This window comes from Alkalimonas mucilaginosa, assembly GCF_036327005.1.
Taxonomy (GTDB): Bacteria; Pseudomonadota; Gammaproteobacteria; order Enterobacterales; family Alteromonadaceae; genus Alkalimonas; species Alkalimonas mucilaginosa.
The window spans coordinates 401,434-423,856 of the sequence record NZ_JAUGZK010000003.1; the positions used below are offsets into that span (position 1 = coordinate 401,434).

The following is a 22,423-nucleotide window of genomic DNA, read 5'->3' on the forward strand; positions in this document are numbered from 1 at the left end:
CCACATAATGGCAATTGAGCAGGACAAGCTTTCTGGTTTATCCAAAACTCTGTTTAGCATCTCAGAGCTGAGTTATGCAGATTTGGCAGAAAGCACCTACTTTGCCAGATTGCATCAATGCGTGCATCAACTGGTGCACTGCGATAATTTTATGATTGTGCTCTATCATCCAACGCAGTTGTCTCTGGAAATTGCCTACTTCGCTGATCAAAAAGACGCCTGCCCTGCCACCACACACTTTGCACTTGGGGATGGCATTACCTCCTATGTCATTCGTAAGCGTAAGCCGGTGCTGCTCGATGCCGAAGACATCCAAGAGCTCATACAGCTGGGCGAAATTGCGAGTGTACTTGGCCATCTTGACAGCATTGCCAGTTGGTTGGGTGTCCCCATGCTGCTTGAGGATGAGCTGTTGGGGGTGCTGGTTATTCAGAGTTATTCCAGCGATGTGAAGTACCAAACCACCGATCTGGAGCTGCTTGCATACGTTGCGACCCACCTGGCTGCTCACTTTGAGCGCCGTAAAGCGCATCGGGAGCGCCAGCAACTGATGCAACTGCTGGCAGAGAAAAACCAACAGCTCGAGAAAGCACTGCACCAACTCAAAAAACAGGAGCTTTCGTTAATTCAACAACAGCGCATGGCCAGCTTTGGCAAGCTGGCAGAAAGCCTGGCTCATGAAATTAACAGTCCTCTGGGGGCAACTTTGTGCAATCTGCAATTACTTCAGCATTATGTGGAAATACTGCCCAAGGTAATTCCAGAACAAGCTATGGAGGCAATTACATGCCTTACCCCGGAGTTTCCGGAGCTGCTGATGGATGCCAAACAACTGGTCGCAGAAACAGAAGCTGCAGCAAGCAAAATTGAAACTGTGGTCAAGCAACTCACCTTATTCCATCACCACGATAGCAGCAGTAATACACCGGTTAACGTCCATACGCTGCTGCAGTCGGTTGCCTTGCTGCTAAAAAGCACCCATCATCAGTTGATCCCTGTCGAGATTGATTGCAATAGCATGCTTCAGCTAAACACCAACAAGGCCAAACTGGTTCAGGTACTTTTTGGTCTGCTGGAAAATGCCATGGAGCATGGCAAACCACCGCTTAAAATGCAGGCCTTGTTGGATGAAAGCGAGCATCATGTTCTGCTACGAGTGATTGATCAAGGGGCGGGAGTTGCAGCGAATTTACTGCAAGATCTGCAACACCGGCAAGAGATGGCCAAAACAGATCACAAAGGGCTTGGTTTAGCACTTTGCGTGCATACGGTGCAAGAATTAAAAGGCACACTGTCATTGCAGCCTCAGCATGACGGCCACACCTGCTTTGAAGTGCGGCTGCCCTTATAGATTACTTTATGAGTCAATTCGTTGCATTAAGCCATTTAACTGCTCAATCTTTTTAACCGTCTCTTGCACCAACAAGTCTATCTCGTCGCTCGATTTACGCGAGCTGGCAGCAAGTGTCCTTACTTCATCGGCGACCACTGCAAAGCCACGCCCCATTTCACCAGCGCGAGCTGCTTCGATCGCCGCGTTTAAGGCTAACAAGTTGGTTTGCTCGGAAATACCATTGATGGTTCCAATGATGGAACTGATGGTTTGACTTGAGGTAATAAGTTCACTCATCGCACTCTGCGTTTGCGCTACGATGGCTTTTCGCTCGGTAATATCGATGCCAAACACTACGTAACGAACTATCTCGCCCTTGATGTTTTTAATCACGCAAACTCGAGCATCCATGCTGAGTAAATCAGTGTCTGATTTCAATTCAAATTGCTTGGAGACAGAGCCTTGCTGTTGCAACTGCTGCAACTCAGCCGTACTTAACTGCGCATCAAACATTTTGTGCGCCACCTGGCTGGGGGAGCCAAATTTTTTACAGCGCTCTGTAAACAATGCATTGGCCTCCAGAAAAGACTTATCCGCTTTTAACTCAAAAATAAACAGAGCAGTCCCAATAGCAGCTAATTTATTAGTAAATTCAACCGCCATTTCTTTAACCGAGCTGACGTTGGCTTGCACCGAGATAAAGTTTTTAACTTGCTTCTGTTTATCAAGTACCGGATTGACCGACAAAGAAACCCAATAAGGCTCACCACTTTTGGTGTAATTTAATATTTCGTCATAAAATGGCACGCGCTGCTGAATGCAGTCCCGTATTTTTTTGATGGTGGCGGGGTTGGTTTCGTCGCCTTGCAAAAAAGAACCGGGCTTTAAGCCTTTGACTTCAGCCAACTGATAACCGGTTAAACGTTCAAAACCGTTGTTCACGTAGACGATTAACCCGGCCGGATCGGTAATGATGACCGCATTATCGGTTTCATTGGCTACAAGAGAGAGCATTTCACGCTCTTCTCGTTGCCTTACTTCTTCAGTGACATCTTTTATAAACGCAGTGTAAATGGTTTTATTACCCAGCTGCACCTTAGAAAGCGACAAAGCTCCCCAACATTTGGTACCGTCAAAACGCTCAATTTCAACCTCCCGGCTGGTGCCAACGATTTTATCTTTGCCGGTCGTGCGGTTTGCATGAATAAAGCCATCATGCATCGATTGAATGGCAGCAGGCACCAGCATTTTCACGTTTTGCCCAAGTACCTGCTGTCGGTCGGTAGCCCACAAGGCTTCGGCTGCTTTGTTAAAAAAAGTAATGCAGTTATTTTCATCAATGCAGACCACTGCATCCAGTGCCTGCTCCAAGGTCTGAAACATGGTGTCGCGCACAGCGCGCTCATGTGAGATATCCCGCAGCATGGCGGTATAATGAATGGCGCTCCCCATTTTCACCTTGGACAGTGACAACGAGACCCATACCAGCGCGCCTGACTTATGGCGCATCTGGACATCACGTGAACTGCCGACAATTTTATCGGCACCGCCATCCCGGTGCCGGTTCACCCAGCTGTCATGGGACGCCTGCATGGCATCAGGTAACAAAAAAGCCACGTTTTTCCCAAGCACCTCAGCTCGCTTGTAGCCAGTCAGGTTCTCAGCGGCATTGTTGAAGAACCGCACATTATTCTTATCATCAATAGTAATAACGGCCAGAATACTTTGCCGCAAAGCCTGCTCGCTGGCATTGTGAACGAAACCAAGTATATTCATTGAGTTTACTCCAATTGTTGTATAGAGCATTCAACCTGAGCATAAAGTGCATTAAGTGTAGCTAATAAATCTAAAAAAACAGACTGAGGTAAAAAGGATTCTGATTTTAGTAACTGTTCCGTATCATGCAGCTGGTTCGCCACAGACACCGCACCCACAAAACGGGTCGAGGATTTTAACCGGTGACATAGGGCAGCCAGGGTGACAGGATCGCCGGCACGGAAGCTTTGCCGCATTTCCCCCATGGTTTTAGTCAAAGAGGCTTGAAAATCATGCAATACCTCTGCCATTGCATCCTCCCCCACCATGACGGCCAGACAGTTCAGCGTCAGAGCTATGGGTTGTCTGACTGGATGATACAACCAGCGGCTTAAACCATCACTCAACCCCTGAAGCGTGATGGGCTTGGTAAGGTGATCATCGAGCTGATGGTGTCGGCTGCGCTCGATGTCTTCAGGCATGACACCAGCCGACAGCGCCAGAATCGGTTTTCGAAAACCTTGCTGACGCAGCTGTTCAGTGGCCGTCAGGCCATCCATCACCGGCATCTGAATGTCCATCAGGATGATGTCGGGCTCCTGCAGTGCCACAGCGGCCAGGGCTGCTTTGCCATGCTCAGCTTCCCGAACCGACAAGCCCAGCCGCTCCAGCATTTTCCGCAGCAATAAACGGTTGGTACTGTCGTCTTCAACCAGCAGGACCTGCCCTTGCAGCTCAGCAGCAGGTGCTTCAGCAGGACGCTTGACCAGCCCAGTGTTCGCAGCAAAAGGCAACCGAAGTTGAAATGAGAAACTGCTGCCCTGTCCTGGCGTGGATTGTACTTTGAGTGCACTCTGCATTTTCTGCAACAACCCCTGACTGATGAAAAGCCCAAGCCCGGTGCCACCGAACTGGCGGGTAATGCTGGTATCAAGCTGGTGAAAGGCATCAAATAACTGAGCAATGCTCTCCTCGCTCATACCAATACCGGTATCGGTCACTGCAACCTCCAAGGTAACGGCGTCGTTGTCTATCTCAAGGACACGGAATTCCACCGTAACACGGCCGTAGTGGGTAAACTTAATGGCGTTGCCTACAAGGTTAATCATCACCTGGTTAAAGCGAAGCGCATCAAGCATCACTGGACGGTGCAGGGCCGGGTCAACAGAGACCTGCAAACTTAAGCTTTTGCGCTGCGCCTGCAATTGCATCATGTCGTCCAGCTCCAACATCAGACGGGACAGTCGGACAGCCTCTGGCTTTAGCTCCAACTTGTTGGCTTCAATTTTCGACAAATCCAGAATATCGTTGATGACCGACAATAAGTGAGACGACGCCTGCTGAATTTTTTGGTTAAAACTCTTAGCCTGGGCGGTCAAATCCAGTGACTGCATTAACTCGCTAAAGCCGGTAATGGCATTGAGTGGTGTACGTAATTCATGGCTCATGTTGGCAAGAAACTGTGCCTTTACTTGAGCCGCAGACTCAGCGGATTGTTTGGCGGTATCCAGCAGTTGCATGGTATCCATCCGTTCCTTCAGGTTCACCAGCAATTGAGCAAACACTGCCAGCAGTTTGCGCTCCTGCTGATCGTAGTGGTGAAATCGACGCACCGAGTCAAAGCCAACAAAACCGATTAATTTGCCCTGATGCCGCATCGGAATGGTGATAATGCTTTTAATGCCCTGAGGAGCCAGAATGGCCTTGATCGGATCATCGTCAGGCAATGCTGGTACATCGGGGTACAGCATCTGCTCACCCTGCAGATGGGCATTCAACCACTGTGGAATGTGCAAGATTGACACATTTTGCAACTGTTCAATTTCCGCGCTGATGCCTTCTGCGCACCACTCGTGTGTATTGCTGCAGGTATTTTTCTCAAAGTCGTATGAAAAAATGTAAACGCGATCGGCATCCACAAATTTGCCCATCTGCTCCAGAGTATCGGCAATCAGGTACTCCGACTCAGCCAGAGGCACATTAATAAAGCGCTCGGCAATGGCCAACAGAATATCGGTTAATTCACTACCGGTATCGTCAGTCTTTAAAAGGTGCTCTTGCTGCATATCAACCCCGATAAGCTTTAAAGCAAAAACGGAACCTGGTTCCGGTACCCGGCTCACTGTCCACCTGCATGGTCGCCTCATGCTCCTGCACAATGTTGTAGACTTCAGCCAAACCAAGGCCGGTGCCCTGCCCCACAGCTTTGGTGGTAAAAAAAGGATCAAAGATACGAGACAAAGTATCGCTGTCCATACCACAGCCATTGTCCTGTATAGTCAGTTGAATTGTGTCTTGCTGCAGTGTACAGCTAATTCGCAGCAAACCCATCGGCTGCATGGCCTGCAAGGCATTTAGAATCACATTAAATAGCAACTGGCGAATGGAGGCTGCTTTGGCCCAAATCAGTGCATTCTGCTCAGGAAGTTCCAGCTCCACTTTCGCTTTGTATTTGATTTCGTTTTCCAGCAATGCCAGGGCCGAGCGGATCACCTCCGCTAAATCAAGACCCACCCAACCTTCTTCATCATGTTTAGCAAAATCACGTAGGCTTTTGACGATGCTTCGAACGCGCTCAGTTCCTGCCAGCGACTCGTCAATAAGATCAGGTAAATCCGACTGGATATAAGCAACGCCTAAACGTTCATATAGGTCATTCAGTAGGGCGATAAACCTTGGTTCGGCTTGCTTTAGAATAATTTTTTGCTGTCGATCCATGATCTTTATCAATTTAGAGGTATAGTCCTGCATGGTCTCTAAATTGGAGCGAACAAAACCTACCGGGTTATTGATTTCATGGGCAACACCTGCTGCCAATTGGCCGATGGACGCCATTTTTTCTGATTGCAACATTTGTTGTTGCGCTTGCTTCAGCTCGGCATGCAGCTTTTGCAACTGCTGGTGCTCTTCTTCCAACGCTTGTTTGAGCTCACTTTGCTGCAAAAAGTAGCTGGCCTCCGCGGTGACATCCGAAATCACCATGCACAGGTGTGAAACTTCGTCTGCCGAGTCCAGAAGTGGAATAAATTGCACATTTTGATACATTTCGGACTCATCGCCGGTAATGGGGCGACTGCTGCTCATTGGAAATACATGCGGTCGCTGCTGCCAGTAGCTAAAACTCGGATTTTTCAGGGCAAACACACTGTTGATTTTCCGCTTTAAAAAGCGGATCTGCTGCGGAAACACATCATCCAACAGACGCCCGGTTAAGTCTTCTTGCCTAAGGGTAAGGCCGCCTGAGAATGCTGCATTGGCAAAAACAATGGTTCTCGCCTCATCGATAATGCACACCGCTATCGGCAGTTGCACCAACACATGCTCAAGCTCAGCTTTTCGCATCAGGACTCCAGCAATGCACGAATGGGGATCAGTAATTGACTGGTCGAGCCCTCGCTTAAACCAATCAATACCCTGGCATCGAATTGCATTTGCTCAATCCGAAAATCCACATCCATCAACAAAATGGAAGACCAATCAGCATCTTGTGGTGTTTTTTCGGGATAATAAAAGGCTGGCATTGCCAATTGCGCGCTAAGTTCTAACTGACTGGTAAAGCCTTGCAAGCAAGCAGCCGATAAAATATTGGTTACTTCCAGCACCAGTTCTTCTGTGGTACTGGGATCAAGCGGTAACTCAAAATCCATCAGTTCAGCGATAGCTTCACAGCCTTCTTTTTGCAAACTGGTGATGACCTCACCTCGTAAAGTACCCAGAAAAGATTGCCGGGCAAACCAGCTGTTGGACATACCGTGGATCATGGCCTGAAAGTCTTGCGGTGTCATAGTGCGAATGGCTGGTACCGACAGTGTCACCTTGGTTTGGATCAGTCGCGCCATAGCATTGGCTGCCTGCCCCATCGAGATGTTCATGATTTCTTGCAGCGCATCACGCTCGTCTTCCGATAGGCTAATCATAACAAGCCCACCTCGTTCAGGGTTTGCCGCAACTCATCAGCTTGCAAGGGCTTTTTGAGAAACCGAAAGGCACCTAAAGAGTTTACCAAAGCCTGAGCTTCGGGCTGAATGTCGGCACTGATCACAATCACAACCGTTTTCTCGTGATGATCGTGCAGTGTTTTCAGCACCTCAAAGCCATTCATTTCCGGCATTTGCAGGTCTAAAAACAATACATCAGCTTTCCCCGCATGCACGGCATCCATGGCTTCGACACCATTTTTAGCTTCATGAATATCAACATCCCAGTCTGCCGGTAAAGCACGCCGGATTGTTTTACGTGACAAGGCTGAATCGTCTGCTATCGTGACCGGTATTCCCATGGTGATCTCCCATAGTCTGAAAAGGCACAAGTGTCTCATTTGTCTTATACTAGCTTAATGTAGGCTTTTTAGCAAAAACATTTGTAGTATTTAAAAGTAAGCCAATGAGGATGTCGGGCATCTATCAGTATAGATGATGAGCTTAACAAACTCTTTGAGTGTGCAATTTAAGCGGCTTTTGCTCTTAAGACATCGCCTATCAGAAGCAAGAAATTCAATCAATCTTGCATGCCCTAATGCAGGTCAGCTTGTTGAGGTTGTAAAACATAACAGATTAACAAAGCAACAAAGACCGAAGATGAGCTCACACTTAGGTAATTCCAGAGCAGATTTGCCATCAACTGCTTTAATCGTAATTCAGTTAACCAGACGGATGGCTGTCTATTGCCGATTTCAGCAGCAGTAATCGAAAAAATATCAGAGATTTATCAGCCTTAACCGGGAAACATATCGAGCAATCTGCCATGAACTGCTTTAGTATACATTTAAGGTACTGGACCTGATGCAGGAGATGTAGTCGCATGTCTAAGGAAGAAGCCAGTAAATGGCAAAGTATGCAGCAAAGCTATCGGGCCAACCTGCAACAAAAAACAACCCAGTTGGATTATCACTGGCAACACTACCAAACAAACAACAGCAAAGATGCCCGTACTGAGCTTAAGCGCCTTTGCCAACAGTTGAATGGCGCAGCCAGTATGTATGGCTTTAAAGCTGTCGCCAATAGTGCCAACCAGTTTTTTGATGCCTTATCCAAGCCATACAGTGATGAGTTAAGTCAACGTATTCAGGAACACAACTGCTTTGAGGTGCTATGGCAACAACTAACTGATGCTTGTCAAAGTAAGAAAAATACCTTGTCAGAGTCCCCAGTGTTTGACATGCCGCTATCTGCTCAATCTGTACTGATCTTTGATAAAAATCAGCGTCAGGCAGACCATCTGGCAGCAGAGCTCAGACGTCATCACGTCACCGTTGTCACAGAAACCAGCCCGGACGCCTTGTACGACACACTGCTGCAGACTAAACCACAGGTGATTATCTGTGATATTCAGCTCTATGATCAGCATTGCGACACTGCCGAGACCATCCGAAACAGCTGGCAACAACTGGGGTATCAACCGCCCGCTATTTTCCTGGCCGAACAAGACAGCTTTGAAGCACGACTCGCTGCCACCAGAGCTGGCTGTCACCACTTCATGCTCAGGCCTTTGGATGCAGCACAATTGTTAAGTCATTTGAACAAGCTGCTTTGCAAAGAGCAAACTGAGCCCTATCGGATTTTATTGGTCGATAGCGATGCCGATGCGCTGCGCTTTTACCGCCAGGCGTTGAGCATGGGGGGATATAAAGTATATTCCGCTAAAAATGCAAAACATGGCTTCGAGCTGCTACAGGAAGTAAGCCCGGAGTTAATGCTGATTGATTTGAATTTGCCTGGCTGCAGTGGCCTGGAGTTAGGGCAAATTATTCGTCAGCACCCTGGATTAGCTGATACAGCATTGATGTTTATGGCATCCGAGCCAGAGACCGACGAAAATATGGCGGCCGCCAATCTGGCCGGTGATGACTTCATCCAAAAACCAATTGCCCCCTGGCGTTTGTTGATGACGGTTGAAGCGCGAGTCAAACGAAGCCGGTTGCTTAAACGCCAGAAAAGAGCCGTTATCCAACGCCCTGAGTTGATGCAACACATAGACACGCTGACAGCTCTGCCAACCTTATGGCAATTAAAGCGCGATCTTGAATACTGCACCACGCACCAAGACACTTTTTGCCTGATAAAAATGGACCTGGATCAGTTTCATCGTATCAACGATGTGTATGGTCGGGAAACCGGTGACCTGGTCTTACAAACCATTGCCTGGCAAATGGCTCAGCTGCTGCATGAGCAAGATCATTTGTATCGGGAGTCTGGTGATGAGTTTTGGCTGCTGTGCTGCCACCTTACCACGTTAGAGCAAGCAGCCGAGTTCACCGAGCATTTGCTATTAATGCTGGAGCATATCTCCACCAATTTTGATGTCAGTATTCATTTTACTGCCAGTGTCGGCATCTGTCTGGTGAGCGAACAGCAGCAGCCGGATGAGTTATTGCAATATGCCAGCTCAGCACTGTACGAAGCTAAAAAAAAAGCCGGCCATCAATACCGTTTCTATGATCCAGAGCAACAGCATAAAATTGACTTGCGCCAACAGCTTAGTCAGACCATACGACAAGCGATTAGCAATAAGCAGTTTAGTTGTGCTTATCAAGCCATTTTTACTGCCGAAACCCAATTAGCCAGCTTCGAATTGCTTGCTCGCTGGCTTCACCCACAACTGGGGCCTATTTCGCCAGTGTTGTTTATTCCTTTGCTTGAAGAACAGGGCCTGATTAGCTTTTTAACGCAGCAAATGCTGGAGCTTGGACTGTCGCAAATAAAGGCCTGGCGCCAGTACTGGCCAGAACTGCGTTTAAATATAAATTTTAGTGCCCAAGATCTGGCTGATCCTGAATTATGCAAGCAATTAATCGAATGCATGCAACACCACCAATTACCCAATGATGTCTTAGTTATTGAAATTACTGAGAGTATTCTGATCCAGGCAGGTTCCAGCTCATTCGAGCAATTACGTCAATTGGCAGAACAAGGCTTTTCGATTTCTTTGGATGATTTTGGCACCGGCTATTCATCATTGAGTTATCTGGATAAGTTGCCCGTAAGCCGCCTTAAAATCGACCGCAGTTTTATACAGCGTATTGATGAAACCACTCAGGACAAATTGCTGCCTGCCATCATCCATCTGGCCAATGATCTGGAGTTGGAAATTACCGCCGAAGGCGTTGAAACTAAGGCTCAGTTTGACTATCTAAAAAGCTTGGGTTGCCAACGCTATCAGGGCTATTTATTGAGTAAACCTTTGCAAGCTGAAGACGTGGAGCGAACCCGCTGGTTTCAGAGCAGAGAATCAGTATTATCCAGATAAATGCAATCAATCGGGCAAACCGCAATGCAAGTAGGCGCCTCGTAAAAACCTTCGCACTCGGTGCAAAGCTCCGGATCGACCTCATAATGGTGAACCCCCAGAGCAATCGCCTGGTTTGGACACTCTGGTACACACATGTCGCAATTGATGCAGGAAACTTCGATAACTGCTGTCAAACCCTCAGCACTCCAGCTTTGAACCCCTATTAACCACATAGGCTGCATTCAAACACACAAAGCCAGACAGGTGCTTGATCTTTATCAACCAAATGTCAGAGCCTGGCTCAAACCACCGTGAAATCGGGCACTATTCAAAATCACAGGGTATGAACAAACACTTTGCCGGAACTGCTGACAGAGGAGGTCACAACACCCTCCTCTGATTTTAAAACCTTAACGTGCCAGTCGCCGCTCCTCCACCATCGCATACAGCACCGGCACCATAAAGACACTCAGTAGCACAAAGAACATGCCTCCCAGTGTCGGGATCGCCATCGGGATCATCAAGTCGGCGCCACGGCCTGTGGCGGTGAGGACCGGCAACAGCGCTAACATGGTAGTAGCCGAAGTCATCAGGCAGGGACGGATCCGTTTTTGCGCAGCCTGCATGACTAAAGCCCGCACCTCACTACGACTTTGCGGTTTAGCCGCACTAAACTGCTGCTTCAGGTAAGTGGCCATCACCACCCCATCATCAACCGCGATGCCAAACAGCGCCAGAAAGCCAACCCAAACCGCAATACTCAGGTGATAGCTTTGCAGCTGAAACAAAGAGCGCAGATTGGTATCGAACCAGTCGATGTTTAAGAACCAGGGCTGAGCAAACAAGTCCAGCATGATAAAACCGCCCGACCAGGCCACAGCAATGCTGCTAAAGATCATCAGCGCGGTGCTGACCCGCTTAAACTGCAAATACAGCAGCATAAAAATCAGCACCAGCGATAGCGGGATCACCCATTGCAAGGTTTGGCTGGCTCGCTGCTGATGCTCGAAGCTGCCGGCAAAGCTGTAACTGGCACCGGCCGGTAACTGCCAGTCGCCGCGAGCAATAGCCGCATTCAGATAGGCAGCCACTTCATCCACCACATCGACTTCAGCCCAGCCGCTTAAGCTGCCAAAGGTGACGTAAGCGGTTAAAAAGGTATTTTCCGAACGGATCATCTGCGGGCCGCGCTGGTAGCGAATCTCCGCCAGTTGGGTTAACGGCACCGGATAGCCGGATGCGGTATCAATCAGTACCTCGGCCAGATGCTCCAGACTGTCACGACGCTCTCGCTGATAGCGCACCGTAATACCATAGCGCTCGCGCCCTTCCACAGTACGGCCAACCTCCATGCCGCCTATGGCTGTCGCAATGGCCTGCTGCACCTGCTGCATGCTGACACCATAGCGGGCTATGGCAGCGCGATCTGGGTGGATTTCCAGATAAGGCTGACCCACAATGCGCTCAGCACTGACCGAGGCGGCCTGCACCCCGGGAGCCTGGCGCAGCAATTGTTCCAGCTCTACCGCCAGTTGGTCCAACGTCGCCAGATCCGGCGCCGATAACTTCACCCCCATCGCCGCCCGCATGCCGGTTTGCAGCATCAGCAAGCGGGTTTCAATCGGCTGCAACTTAGGCGCTGAGGTCACACCCGGCAGCTGGGCAGCCCGCACGATCTCTTGCCAGATATCATCCGGCGACAGGATATGCTCCCGCCATTGCCGGTAAGGCCGGCCACGCGGATCTTCAATCAGCTCGCCTTGTTCATCACGCACGAAGTCGCCGGCCCGGTTGTCGTAACGAAATGCCAACCGCCTACCTGCAGCATCGGTTTTAAACTCGCTGTGGTACTGGATCAGGGTTTCAATCATGCCAAGAGGGGCCGGATCCAGTGCGGTTTCAGCCCGGCCAATTTTACCAACCACCGAACGCACTTCCGGGATGGCTGCAATGGCCGCATCTTGCTGCTGCAACACCGCCAGCGCTTCGCCAATGGAGGCATGCGGCATCAAGCTTGGCATCAGCAAAAAAGCCCCTTCATCCAGCGCCGGCATAAATTCGCGGCCAAGGCCGGGGTATCGATGGGTCAGTTTGTGATACAAAGACGAGGGCCAACGCTCGCTGTGCTGCCAATGCCCTGGCAACCAGCCCAGCGTCTGCTGCGCGCCCAGCCAGACCGTCAGGCCAAAGCCAATCACCAGCACAGGCAAGGCTAAGAACAGCCATTTCAGCCGTAAAAAGGTGGCCAAAAGCCAGGGGTAGCCCCACAAAAACAGCATAAAAAAGCCCAGTACTCCTGCCAGCAGCATGGTAACAAAGCCCCAGTTGGCCAGGCTGCCGGCCAAAGGCCCGAGTGGCAGCCAGACCTGACTGAGCAAAGTGACCGCCGCCAGCAGCACCAGGATCACCAGCAGGCCATGGCCAAGCCGCCATAGCAGAGCTGCCGGTAGCGAATAGCGCTGGCCAAAAGCGCGCAGCCTTCGCTCGATGCTCTGACAGAGCGGGAACGGCTGCAACTTTTTCCAGACGCTTGCCCGGTAACCGGACCAGAGCAACACCGCAGCATAAAACAGACTGGCCAGCCACAGCAATGCCGAGCCAAACCAGATGGCCAGCAGCACAAAAGCCGCCAGCAGCCACCAGCGCGCACTGCTAAGCAAGTGCTGCTGCCAGGCCTGCCAGGCATCGGCTTTGCGCCAGCGGAACAACAAGGCCAGCAACACCGGCAGTACCGTTAATGCAAGCAAGGCCGCCGATAACAGTACAAAGGTTTTGGTGTAAGCCAAAGGCCCGAACAACTTGCCCTCGGCACCGGTCATGGTAAAGACCGGTAAAAAGCTGATCACCGTGGTGCTGATGGCCGTTACAATGGCAGGACCAACTTCGTGCCCAGCTCGCCTGACCGCAGCGATGGCCGTTAAATCCGGTTGCTGCTGACGCTGCCGCAGCAGGTTTTCACTGACTATAATGCCCATATCGACAATGGTACCAATGGCAATGGCAATGCCCGCCAGCGCAACGATGTTGGCATCGACCGCCAGCCACTTCATGGCAATAAAGCTCAACAGCACCGCCATCGGCAACATCAGGCTCACCGCCAACGCCGCCCGAAAGTGCAGCAGCAAGGCCAGCACCACCACCACCGTTACCAGTAATTGCTGGCTGAGCGCATCCTGCAAGGTGCCCAAGGTTTCATCAATCAGTCCACTGCGATCGTAAAATGGCACCACCGTTAGCTGGCTTAGGGTCAACCAGCTGGGCCAGCTATCGGCTGGCTGGGCCCGCAAAAAACCCAGCCAGTCGTCCTGCACAGTCGGATCCCGTCCCTGCCAGGCAGGCAATTGCCAGTCGCGGGCAAAGGCATCGACTTCAGCCGCAGTCACCTGCTGCCAGTCAATCACCGCCTTGGCCGGTAAGCCGCGCTGCACCTCGTCAAGACGACGCTTCACATTGGCTATGGCCTGACGCGGGTTGTAGCCCTCACGTACCGTGACCACACCACCGACGGCCTCGGCGCCATTAACATCCAGCGCTCCGCGTCGCTCAGCTGGGCCAAATTGCACCCGGGCCACATCGGCAACCCGGATCGGGGTGTTGTCCGGTGCCAACCGCACCACGGCCTGCTCGATATCGCTTAGCTGTTTGACAAAACCGACGCCCCGGATCAGGTACTCGACCCCATTCAGCTCCCGGCTGCCGGCACTGACATCCAGATTGGCTGCCATCACCGCCGAAGTCACTTGCGACAGCGTTACCCGATGCATGCGCAGTAGATCGGGGTCCACCTCCACCTGATATTCCCGTTGATAGCCACCAATCGAAGCCACTTCGCTGATGCCTTCGGCAGCCAGCAGGCCGGTTCTGAGGTACCAATCCTGCACGCTGCGCAGTTCATCCAGATCCCAGCCAGAGGTGGTGTTGCCCGCCGGATCCCGCCCTTCTAACGTGTAGAGAAACACCTGCCCCAGTGCGGTTGCATCCGGCCCCAACGTGGGCTGCACCCCATCCGGCAAGGCATCGGGTGGCAGACTGGCCAGCTTTTCCAGCAAGCGGGTACGCGACCAGTAAAACTCCACGCTGTCATCAAAAATCACTGCGATGCTGGAAAAACCAAACATCGACAAGGAGCGCACATCCTTCACGCCGGGAACACCCATCAGTGCCACGCTTAGTGGGTAACTGATTTGATCTTCCACATCCTGCGGCGAGCGGCCTGGCCAATCGGTAAAGACGATTTGTTGGTTCTCGCCGAGGTTCGGGATGGCATCGACCGCAACCGGCTCCAGGGGCATGCCGGTTTTCCAGCCAAACGGCGCGAAAGCCACACCAGCCACCAGCAAGAGACCAGCCATCAGCAGCACCAGCAACTTTTGCTGCAGGCAGCTTTGCATCAGACGATCAAACCAAGGGGAGCGGCCAACTGAGCCCGTATCAGTGTGCATGCTGTCCCTCCCCGGCAAACTGCTGCTGGATATCGCCACAGCGCAGCATCATGGCGCCGTAGTAAGGGTTTAGCACTCTGTCTTGAGGCTGCAACCAGGCCGCGCCACGGCCACCACGCGCCATCGGGCAATAGGCCCGGTACCAGCCGCCGGCCAGCACCCCCTGCTCGGCCAGTGTTAGTAGCGCCTGCACCTGGGGGTAGTACAGCTCGCGCGCCTGATCTAAAGAACCAACATGATGGCTATGGCCTTTGCCCTGCTGCATCGCCTCAACCTCAGCCTTCAGTTGCTCTGGCCAATCAATGGCAGCGACAGCCTGGTGAAAATCAGCAGTGCCTTGCTGCCAGCCGGCTAAATCATCGTCAGTGAGTGCCTGATACAACTGGCGGTAACTTAGCATCAGCGCCTGTTCATCGTCAGCTTTTAGCTGAAAATCAGTGACCAGCTGGCGGCTACGGGAACTGACGGTTGGATCTTCGGTGTGCGGCTCCTCGGCATGAGTGCCATGATGATGCGCATGGGGATCGCCACCCTCACCCACTGCCGCCATCATGCTGGACAAGCCGCGGATTTGCAGTTCACTATCAAGCCGCATCGCGCCTTTGCTGACCACCAGCGCCTGCTCATCCAAACCGGACAGCACTTCGTAATAGTTGCCAAAGCGCCGGCCTAAACGGACCTCACGACCGGTGTAAGTCGGGCGTTCATCGTCCAGCTTCACATAGACCAGGGCCCGCTCGCCGGTCAGTAGAGCAGCCGACACTGGGATTAACAGCACATCATCCTGCGTGCTTTTTAGCTGGGCCCGGGCCAGCATGCCCGGTTTTAAGCGACCATCGGGATTCTGCAGCAAGGCCCGCACCCGAACCGTACGGCGGCTGGCATCCACCACCGGCTCCAACAGCAGGACTTCTGTCTCCAACGTTTCACCTGGCAGGGCCAGCAGTTCGACCTCGATGCGCTGGCCTGGCTGTATCAACGGCAATTGATGTTCAAAAGCTTCCAGTTCCAGCCAGAGCGTTTCCAGATTAAGGACGGTAAACAGCGGCTGGCCGGTGCTGACATAGGCGCCGGCATTGACCATTTTTTCCATCACCCGACCTGAAACCGGCGCACTGATGGTGACGGTATCCTGCAGGGTTTCACTTTGCAGGATGGCTTCGATTTGCTCGCCAGGCACGCCCAGTAAGCGCAAGCGCCGGCGGGCGGCGTCCAGTGTGGAACTGGCCGGCAGACTACCCGCACGAGCACTGCCCTGAGCCGCCGCAAGCTGCTTAGCCTGCACCAGCTCTTGCTGGATCACGATCAGATCCGGGTTAAAAATCTCCACCATCGGCTGGCCAGCCTGCACATCCACCGCTGTGGTGTCCAGGTACAGCTGCTCAATCCGGCCCGAAGCCCAGGCGCTGATGGTTTTTAGCTGGCTCTGATCGGCTGCCAACTGCCCCACCAGCGACAGGCTGGCGGTGGCCTGCTGCCGCCGGACCGGGGTTAGCTCCGGTTGCAGCAACGCATTGGCTCTGGGGCTTAGCCGGATCACGGCGTCATCCCCTTCTGGCAAGGGATCATCGTCCTGCTCGACCGGGATCAGTGCCATGCCACAAATCGGGCAGCGATCATTCGGATTTTCGGAACGTACATGCGGATGCATGGAACAGGTGTAGATGGTGGTTGCCTGGTTACGCATCGACGAAAGTACATCATCCTGCTTGGCCGCCGATTGCGCCGGGGCATGATCAGCGTGGCTGCCATGCTGATGCGGCGTTGCAAAAACACCATAAGAAACAATCAACAACCAGATAAAAAGCGCAGAGCGCTGCTTTGTGAAAGTGAACATAGAAAAAGTCCTGCCAGATTAAACGCCAAAGCAACCACATGCCACAGCATGCAGCCAAGGTTCAGATAATCAGCAGCACTCAGATCAGCAGTAAGGATTTTTCCAGATAAAGCGGGGTCGTTCGGGGGTAAGGCGGGCCTTGCGCCAGATACAGGCTGTGTTGCTCAGCAGGCAGTTCAGCAGGCATAGGCTCAACCACAGCCTGCAACCACAGCACCACAGCAGGTAGCTCAGGTGTTGCGGTTTGCACCGCATCCAGCGCACAGCCAGAGCAGAGATCGTGCTCTGGCAAGAATTCATGCACCTGGGCTTCAGCAACAGTACCATGGCAAGAAGGCACTTCCGCTTGCAGCTCTGCGTCATGGCTGGCTGCAAACAACTGGCCGCAAAACAGCAAACACCAGGACAAAGCAAGGCTGACCATCATCGGGATGGCCCAGATTTTTTGCCGTTGTACTAGCGTGCTAAGCATATGCAGTCACCAGAGTGAAGATGCGCTTAATGTACGCTGCCTGGTCGAAATTGTCAAAAATTGCAACAGCACAGTCGCTTTGTTAGCTGCCCCTGGAATGTTTGTCAGCCTTTAAAAAGTGCGCTAGAGTAAAAAAGTGTTGAATCTGTGGGTGCCACCATGCGCTGTACTGCCCTGCTGCTGATTGCTGCCTTGCTGCTGAAAAGTGTGGCCGGCTTTGCTATGGCAGGCTGTCATATCGGGCACCACCCTGCAGAATCTACCAGCGAGCAGGTTTTTAGCCATGTACCAGTCGATGACAACAGCTCAGCTCAGTCAGACAGCGCAGAACAACGGAACAGCACAGCGGAATTGATAGGCCAAGCCGATGCGTCTCAACCAGAGGCCACAGCCAAGCCCCTGACTTCCATCTGCAGCCTGTGCGCCAGTTGCTGTGTCACCGCTACGCCCGCAGTTGATCAGAGTTCCTCTCAACCTGGCCCGGTAACGGATCCCATCCCTAGCCCGGACTTTATTGACTTAAGCGTTTTGCTAAGCCGCGCCACCCAACCTCCCAAAGCCTCCTAATACATTCGGCTTTACATCCATTTTAGCTAAGCGGTCTTGGTGAAAACCAAGGTCTGCTGTTGTACCCCACGCAACACCAACTAAATTTTTGAAGGAAATGATGATGAAAACTTTAACCAGCCTGATGGCGGCCCTGTTCTTCTTTGCCCTGCAAAGCACTGCAGCTTTGGCCCATACCCCACTGATGTTCTCCATTCCGGCAAAGGACGCTGTGCTCACAGAATCCCCAAAAGTGGTGATGCTGCACTTTGGTGATCCGGTGCGGATGTTATCGCTGGAACTTACCCTGGATGAAGAGGCCATTGAATTTGGCTTTCGCCGCAACACCGAGGCCACAGATCACATTGAGTTTGAACTGCCGGTACTGCAAGCTGGCAGCTACCAGTTTGCCTGGGCGGCCATCGGCGCGGATGGACATCGGGTCAGTGGCGAGATTGCTTTTACCCTGGATCCGGACGCAACTGAATCATCCCCTGGAAAGCAACCTGAAGCGGATGAGCACCAGCACCACCACCACGCCAGCCTGCTGCCATTGCAGCCGCAGGGCAGCTAAGCATGACCTGGGAGGAATTGGCTGCCGCCAGCCGGTTTCTGCTTTATCTGTGCACGGCCATCACGTTGGGACTGTTGTTCTGCAACTGGCTGGCACAGCAGCACCGGCTTAGCGCACCGCTAGGCCGGCCTGGCCAGGCACTGCTGTTTGGCCTGGGTGCTTTTAGCGTGCTAAGCGGCTTTCTGCTGCAGGTAGGAACGATGACCATGGCAGGCTTTGGAGGCATGTTTGACTGGGAGCTGATGCAATTTCTGTGGCCGGATGCTGCAGGAAAAGCGCTGCGCTTTCAACTGCCGGCCTTTGGCTTGCTTTTGCTAAGCCTGTTGCTTGGCAAAGTAAAATACCTGTCAGCTCTGCTGCAGGGCCTGGCCCTGCTGTTGCTGCTGCTCGGTTTCTTGCAAGGCGGCCATCTGCTGCGCTTTGGCTTGCTTGGGCAGTTGCTGCTACTAGCACACCTGTTGGCTGTTGGACTTTGGGTAGGCTCCCTGCCACTGCTGTGGCGACTGTGCCGCCACAGTTCAACCGTGCAGCTGCATGCGCTGCTGCATCAGTTTGGTCAGATCATGATTGGGATCTTGCTGCTATTGCTGCTGAGCGGCGCCAGCATGCTGTGGTTGCTGCTGTCCGAACCGGGTCAACTGTGGACCACCAGCTATGGCCGGCTGCTGCTGATAAAAATGCTGCTGGTAGCGGCCTTGATGAGTTTAGGCGCATTGAATAAACTCAAGCTGGTACCAGCGTTACAGCAAACGCCAGATCCTAAACGGCTGCAAACGGCCATTGCCTTAGAAATGCTGCTAGCAGGCCTTATACTTATGATCACTTCAGTAATAACCATGGTGATTGGGTGGGCTTAATAGGGAAGCAAATATGAATATCGAAATGCTACTTACCCACCTTGCGTTGGGGGTTTATGGCCTTGCCATTGTCGTTGGGATCTTTGTACATCATCAACTAAAACAACAAGGTCACTGTTTACAACACATAGCGCTTTTGATCTTAACTATTATTGAAATAGCTGGGCTCTTATGTATTGGTTACCATTTGTTCTTACATTTCAACAGTTAAATTTTAAACCAATGAATGTAGTTTCAACGGCATTCTAATCATTACGTGCTATGGACAAGCCTCTAATCCTCAGCTCGCAACTCAAAGGTAATGCGATTGCTGTCGCCATGTGGCGTCCGGACGAAAAACTCTCCACGGCTTTCCCGGGCCGGCAAACGTAGCCGGATTTCATTCGGGCGAATTCGGCTTGGATTCACTGCCCTGTTGTTCAGCATCACGCGGGAGCCCCGCACAAAGCCTGCTCCCTGAATCACCAACTCTTCACCTGGGTTCAACATCCGAAAGCGGCTACCAGCAATCACCGGTGAGTTGGCTGCTTTTGTATTCAAACGGAAATGCCCGGTCCTGCGATCGCCAATCGCCACAAATAAGGTTGAGCGCTCTGCGTCCGGCATGGTGAAGATTAAACCCTCTTCACTGACACTTTCTGGGTGTAAATTGATTGGGGTACCACCACCAAAAATCGCGATGATGATATCTTCGGGCGCAGCCTCTAAGCCAAAACCCCGGATCTGAACCTTATCGCCATACCGGTAGTACTCGGAACGCTCCGAGCCATGCACACCAAACAGGGTTAGAATGGTCCGCCGCTCTGGACCCATGTAAGGGGCTTCCGCAATTGGGTTAAGGCGGTCATTATCCCAGGTATCCAGCAAACCATCACCATCATCATCCAGATCCAAAAAGTCCGGAATGCCATTGCGGTTGGTATCCACTGGCCGCAGTGGGTTTGGCCCTACTTCGATACTATCTGGTATGCCATTGCCGTCACTGTCAAAGTCCAGGAAATTGGGAACCCCATCGCCATCAGCATCGCCAATGCCTTTGATCCGATCAGGAATACCATCGCCATTGCTGTCGGTATCCAGAATATTCGGAATACCATCACCATCGAAGTCCAGTTCATCACAGGTGGTGGCAAAGGCAACTTTCCATAAATCCAGAATGCCGTCGCCACTGGAGCTTTGCACGGTTGGCTCTACCCCCATGGCCCGCATTTGCTGGTCATCCACACCGTTCCCGTTAGAATCCAGAAAGACCGTCACGGTATAACCAAAGTCCGGGCCTCCCTTAGCGTTTTGATCGGCAATAAGAAAAAACAACTCCCGATCCTCGCGCACAACATAGTTAATGGCAACAATGCCATAATGCGCTGGGGCACCTCGGGATATACGACCAAAATTCAGCGCATTACCATCTAGGCCGGCGAAGCTGAGCAAAGGCTCAAAGGCCGAGTCCAGATCCGTTTTTCGCAGTAAGGCGGTGATGGATTGCCCTTGCTTTGCGGCAAAACGAAACATATCGGCATTGTCCGAATCTGACGAGAGAGCCCCGGAGATCCTAAAACCCGGATTTGCCAGACTGAGCTGATGGTTGGTTTTAACTGCCACAGCCGGGTTATCATTGGGTTCGGTATCGGCATATTCCGGATACCGACTGCGGCTAGGATCAAACGGAAAGTCATCCAGGCAATCTGGCACACCATCCCCATCTTCATCCTGGTTCAGCCAACTACCCAGCGGCTGCTCTGACGACACCGAATAGCTACTAACCAAGGCCGTAAACAACCCTAATGCCAGACAGCAAGGCGCTAACTGCATAAAACGCATAACTTACATCCATTTTACTATATCAGGTTACTTGAACAGACATGCAGCCATGCTATACGCATGTTGCAAAATAGAAGCTAGATTCGCACAGTACTTGCCAGGTGTCTAGCGATAACAAGTCACTTTTTGCTTTCAGCCGGCGGCTGCAATATGTTATCAAAAAGCTACTTAGGATCTAACTTTAGCGAACAGGAGAATAGATTCGGCTTTTGAAGCCATACCTGTGATGCGGCCTTACTGCCTGATTCTCAATGACGATTCGATAATATTTCCTCCGCCCGACCAATCGCAGGAATAGGCAACCCCGAGGTAGTACTGCTCCCTCAACCATTGCTCATTAATTTCATTACGATTCTGAAATTTATATAAAACAGTTACCTTATAGTTGTATTTTAGCAAAGGCGTCTCCAACATGATTAGCTCTCCCTGCAGGCGTTCTGCGCAGGCCTCTGCATGTTTTCTTTCTACTGTATAAAAATCAAGCCCGAGCACTATAGGTTGTTCTGTCGGCAATGTTAGAATTTCTTTAAAAAACCATCTACTGGAATGTCTTAAACCTGCTTCATAATCGACAGCTAAAGCCGGAAAAAAAACGAACAAGAACAATAAATAATAAGCTTTCATATCAACCTCACAACCAATGAATGTGATGATCTAATCGGCAAAACTCCGCCAAACTCATTCCAGGTTGCTATGCCATCATAGTATTTTAACGAAGTCCCATAGAGCACGATAGGCCAAGCGGCTTATCGATAAAACACCCTCCCATCATCCACAACATTACAGCCTAATCCGCCAGCTCGCACACTCTACCTTGTGTTGCTTGCCTCACAAAATCGGTCGAAATAACCGTATTGTCTGCAATAGTAAAACGAGCTGCTGTGTAGGTTGTTTCATCACTGAGATCATTGAGTAAGCAAGTGACTGTTACTGTGAAAGTATTTGCAATCGCATCAACTGAAACCAAAGGGCTGGAAAAGCGAGAAAAATTCAAACCTTGCTCCTTGATGCTTCTGGTTACATCAACCAGATCGCCTGATGCCATCACTAATTGATAGTCTGTCACCAAACCATCATAAATCTTATTTTTAATGGTCAATGCTGCGAAGCCTCCGGGAAGTTCATAATGAAATGACCGGTTATCGGAGTAGTAATTAGGGAAAGAGAAATTGGGGAATGATGGCATAGTGATATGTTCCTGAACATCAGATGCTGGAGCTTCTGATGGTTGCTCTTTAAACTCAATAAGAAACTCTTGCAGCTTTAACCCTACTTGATACATATCTTCCACTGTGAAATCAAAATCGCCTTTCTCTGTAATCTTTAAATCCACATGTAAATTAAAACCTGTTGTCGTACCATCAGCAAACGTTATGTACTGCGGTTCCCCTACAAACCATCCAAAAGAAATACAAGTCTGCTGAAACTCAACGCAGACTTTCTGAAGTGGTATGACATTAATATATAATAAACTATCTATCGGAATTTGATTCAGTTCTGAATGTGTATACACCCAGCGCCCCGCTGGATTAGACATCTCGATTTTACTAACTATCTGT

General features: G+C 51.2%; 17 protein-coding genes. 5 read left to right on the forward strand and 12 right to left on the reverse strand.

Features of this window, described 5'->3' with window-relative positions; all coding sequences use genetic code 11:
- Window positions 1-7: 7 nt before the first annotated feature.
- Entirely contained in the window at window positions 8-1,351 is a 1,344-nt protein-coding gene (locus tag QWF21_RS06195; RefSeq protein WP_330087174.1) for a sensor histidine kinase, read from the forward strand.
- Window positions 1,352-1,357: 6 nt separating this feature from the next.
- On the opposite strand, the gene QWF21_RS06200 is transcribed toward QWF21_RS06195, so the two are convergent.
- Genes QWF21_RS06200 through QWF21_RS06220 form a run of 5 tightly spaced genes read right to left on the reverse strand, consistent with a single transcriptional unit; the run spans window position 1,358 to window position 7,367 of the window.
- Window positions 1,358-3,109 (reverse strand): PAS domain S-box protein, encoded by a 1,752-nt coding sequence (locus QWF21_RS06200; protein ID WP_330087175.1) that lies wholly within the window; start codon window positions 3,107-3,109, stop codon window positions 1,358-1,360.
- Window positions 3,110-3,114: 5 nt separating this feature from the next.
- Complete coding sequence (locus QWF21_RS06205) at window positions 3,115-5,154, reverse strand: response regulator (protein ID WP_330087176.1); 2,040 nt, start codon at window positions 5,152-5,154, stop codon at window positions 3,115-3,117.
- 1 nt (window position 5,155) lies between these two features.
- The gene (locus QWF21_RS06210) at window positions 5,156-6,430 is read right to left on the reverse strand and encodes a PAS domain-containing sensor histidine kinase (protein ID WP_330087177.1); all 1,275 of its coding nucleotides are present in this window, start codon (window positions 6,428-6,430) and stop codon (window positions 5,156-5,158) included.
- The gene (locus tag QWF21_RS06215) at window positions 6,430-7,005 is read right to left on the reverse strand and encodes a chemotaxis protein CheC (protein ID WP_330087178.1); all 576 of its coding nucleotides are present in this window, start codon (window positions 7,003-7,005) and stop codon (window positions 6,430-6,432) included. Before QWF21_RS06215 ends, QWF21_RS06210 begins: the two co-directional genes overlap by 1 nt.
- Window positions 7,002-7,367, reverse strand: coding sequence for a response regulator (locus QWF21_RS06220; RefSeq protein WP_330087179.1), 366 nt, complete (start codon window positions 7,365-7,367; stop codon window positions 7,002-7,004). Before QWF21_RS06220 ends, QWF21_RS06215 begins: the two co-directional genes overlap by 4 nt.
- Window positions 7,368-7,888: 521 nt before the next feature.
- Between QWF21_RS06220 and QWF21_RS06225 the strand changes: the two genes are divergently transcribed.
- A complete protein-coding gene (locus QWF21_RS06225) occupies window positions 7,889-10,333 on the forward strand; it encodes a GGDEF/EAL domain-containing response regulator (protein ID WP_330087180.1) in 2,445 nt (814 codons plus the stop codon).
- On the opposite strand, the gene QWF21_RS06230 is transcribed toward QWF21_RS06225, so the two are convergent.
- From QWF21_RS06230 to QWF21_RS06245, 4 genes are all read right to left on the reverse strand, one after another.
- The gene (locus QWF21_RS06230; RefSeq protein WP_407935267.1) at window positions 10,303-10,548 is read right to left on the reverse strand and encodes a YfhL family 4Fe-4S dicluster ferredoxin; all 246 of its coding nucleotides are present in this window, start codon (window positions 10,546-10,548) and stop codon (window positions 10,303-10,305) included. The genes QWF21_RS06225 and QWF21_RS06230 overlap by 31 nt on opposite strands.
- A 177-nt stretch (window positions 10,549-10,725) precedes the next feature.
- Window positions 10,726-14,757, reverse strand: a complete 4,032-nt coding sequence (locus tag QWF21_RS06235; RefSeq protein WP_330087182.1) for an efflux RND transporter permease subunit — start codon at window positions 14,755-14,757, stop codon at window positions 10,726-10,728.
- Window positions 14,747-16,594 carry an efflux RND transporter periplasmic adaptor subunit gene (locus QWF21_RS06240; protein ID WP_330087183.1) on the reverse strand — a complete coding sequence of 616 codons (1,848 nt, stop codon included), beginning with the start codon at window positions 16,592-16,594 and terminating at the stop codon, window positions 14,747-14,749. The genes QWF21_RS06235 and QWF21_RS06240 overlap by 11 nt, the downstream gene beginning before the upstream one ends.
- Window positions 16,595-16,673: 79 nt before the next feature.
- On the reverse strand, window positions 16,674-17,066 hold the full coding sequence (locus QWF21_RS06245; RefSeq protein WP_330087184.1) for a hypothetical protein: 393 nt from the start codon (window positions 17,064-17,066) through the stop codon (window positions 16,674-16,676).
- Window positions 17,067-17,225: 159 nt separating this feature from the next.
- Here QWF21_RS06245 and QWF21_RS06250 point away from each other — a divergent pair, with 159 nt between their 5' ends.
- From QWF21_RS06250 to QWF21_RS06260, 3 genes are all read left to right on the forward strand, one after another.
- Complete coding sequence (locus QWF21_RS06250) at window positions 17,226-17,633, forward strand: hypothetical protein (protein ID WP_330087185.1); 408 nt, start codon at window positions 17,226-17,228, stop codon at window positions 17,631-17,633.
- A 103-nt stretch (window positions 17,634-17,736) separates the two neighbouring features.
- Window positions 17,737-18,186, forward strand: a complete 450-nt coding sequence (locus tag QWF21_RS06255; RefSeq protein WP_330087186.1) for a copper resistance CopC family protein — start codon at window positions 17,737-17,739, stop codon at window positions 18,184-18,186.
- A 2-nt stretch (window positions 18,187-18,188) separates the two neighbouring features.
- Window positions 18,189-19,043: a CopD family protein gene (locus tag QWF21_RS06260; RefSeq protein ID WP_330087187.1), complete on the forward strand. Its 855-nt coding sequence runs from the start codon at window positions 18,189-18,191 to the stop codon at window positions 19,041-19,043.
- A 273-nt stretch (window positions 19,044-19,316) separates the two neighbouring features.
- Here the strand turns inward: QWF21_RS06260 and QWF21_RS06265 are convergent, their stop codons facing one another.
- The 3 genes from QWF21_RS06265 to QWF21_RS06275 form a co-directional block, all read right to left on the reverse strand.
- The gene (locus QWF21_RS06265; RefSeq protein WP_330087188.1) at window positions 19,317-20,864 is read right to left on the reverse strand and encodes a hypothetical protein; all 1,548 of its coding nucleotides are present in this window, start codon (window positions 20,862-20,864) and stop codon (window positions 19,317-19,319) included.
- Window positions 20,865-21,098: 234 nt separating this feature from the next.
- On the reverse strand, window positions 21,099-21,488 hold the full coding sequence (locus tag QWF21_RS06270; protein WP_330087189.1) for a hypothetical protein: 390 nt from the start codon (window positions 21,486-21,488) through the stop codon (window positions 21,099-21,101).
- Window positions 21,489-21,651: 163 nt separating this feature from the next.
- On the reverse strand, window positions 21,652-22,423 hold a 772-nt coding region (locus QWF21_RS06275), incomplete at its 5' end, for a hypothetical protein (protein WP_330087190.1).

Excerpts from the sequence above, each read along its gene's own strand:
- QWF21_RS06195 (WP_330087174.1), top strand. The coding sequence starts at position 8 with ATGGCAATTGAGCAGGACAAGCTTTCTGGTTTATCCAAAACTCTGTTT.
- QWF21_RS06200 (WP_330087175.1), bottom strand. The coding sequence starts at position 3,109 with ATGAATATACTTGGTTTCGTTCACAATGCCAGCGAGCAGGCTTTGCGG.
- QWF21_RS06205 (WP_330087176.1), bottom strand. The coding sequence starts at position 5,154 with ATGCAGCAAGAGCACCTTTTAAAGACTGACGATACCGGTAGTGAATTA.
- QWF21_RS06210 (WP_330087177.1), bottom strand. The coding sequence starts at position 6,430 with ATGCGAAAAGCTGAGCTTGAGCATGTGTTGGTGCAACTGCCGATAGCG.
- QWF21_RS06215 (WP_330087178.1), bottom strand. The coding sequence starts at position 7,005 with ATGATTAGCCTATCGGAAGACGAGCGTGATGCGCTGCAAGAAATCATG.
- QWF21_RS06220 (WP_330087179.1), bottom strand. The coding sequence starts at position 7,367 with ATGGGAATACCGGTCACGATAGCAGACGATTCAGCCTTGTCACGTAAA.
- QWF21_RS06225 (WP_330087180.1), top strand. The coding sequence starts at position 7,889 with ATGTCTAAGGAAGAAGCCAGTAAATGGCAAAGTATGCAGCAAAGCTAT.
- QWF21_RS06230 (WP_407935267.1), bottom strand. The coding sequence starts at position 10,548 with ATGTGGTTAATAGGGGTTCAAAGCTGGAGTGCTGAGGGTTTGACAGCA.
- QWF21_RS06235 (WP_330087182.1), bottom strand. The coding sequence starts at position 14,757 with ATGCACACTGATACGGGCTCAGTTGGCCGCTCCCCTTGGTTTGATCGT.
- QWF21_RS06240 (WP_330087183.1), bottom strand. The coding sequence starts at position 16,594 with ATGTTCACTTTCACAAAGCAGCGCTCTGCGCTTTTTATCTGGTTGTTG.
- QWF21_RS06245 (WP_330087184.1), bottom strand. The coding sequence starts at position 17,066 with ATGCTTAGCACGCTAGTACAACGGCAAAAAATCTGGGCCATCCCGATG.
- QWF21_RS06250 (WP_330087185.1), top strand. The coding sequence starts at position 17,226 with ATGCGCTGTACTGCCCTGCTGCTGATTGCTGCCTTGCTGCTGAAAAGT.
- QWF21_RS06255 (WP_330087186.1), top strand. The coding sequence starts at position 17,737 with ATGAAAACTTTAACCAGCCTGATGGCGGCCCTGTTCTTCTTTGCCCTG.
- QWF21_RS06260 (WP_330087187.1), top strand. The coding sequence starts at position 18,189 with ATGACCTGGGAGGAATTGGCTGCCGCCAGCCGGTTTCTGCTTTATCTG.
- QWF21_RS06265 (WP_330087188.1), bottom strand. The coding sequence starts at position 20,864 with ATGCGTTTTATGCAGTTAGCGCCTTGCTGTCTGGCATTAGGGTTGTTT.
- QWF21_RS06270 (WP_330087189.1), bottom strand. The coding sequence starts at position 21,488 with ATGAAAGCTTATTATTTATTGTTCTTGTTCGTTTTTTTTCCGGCTTTA.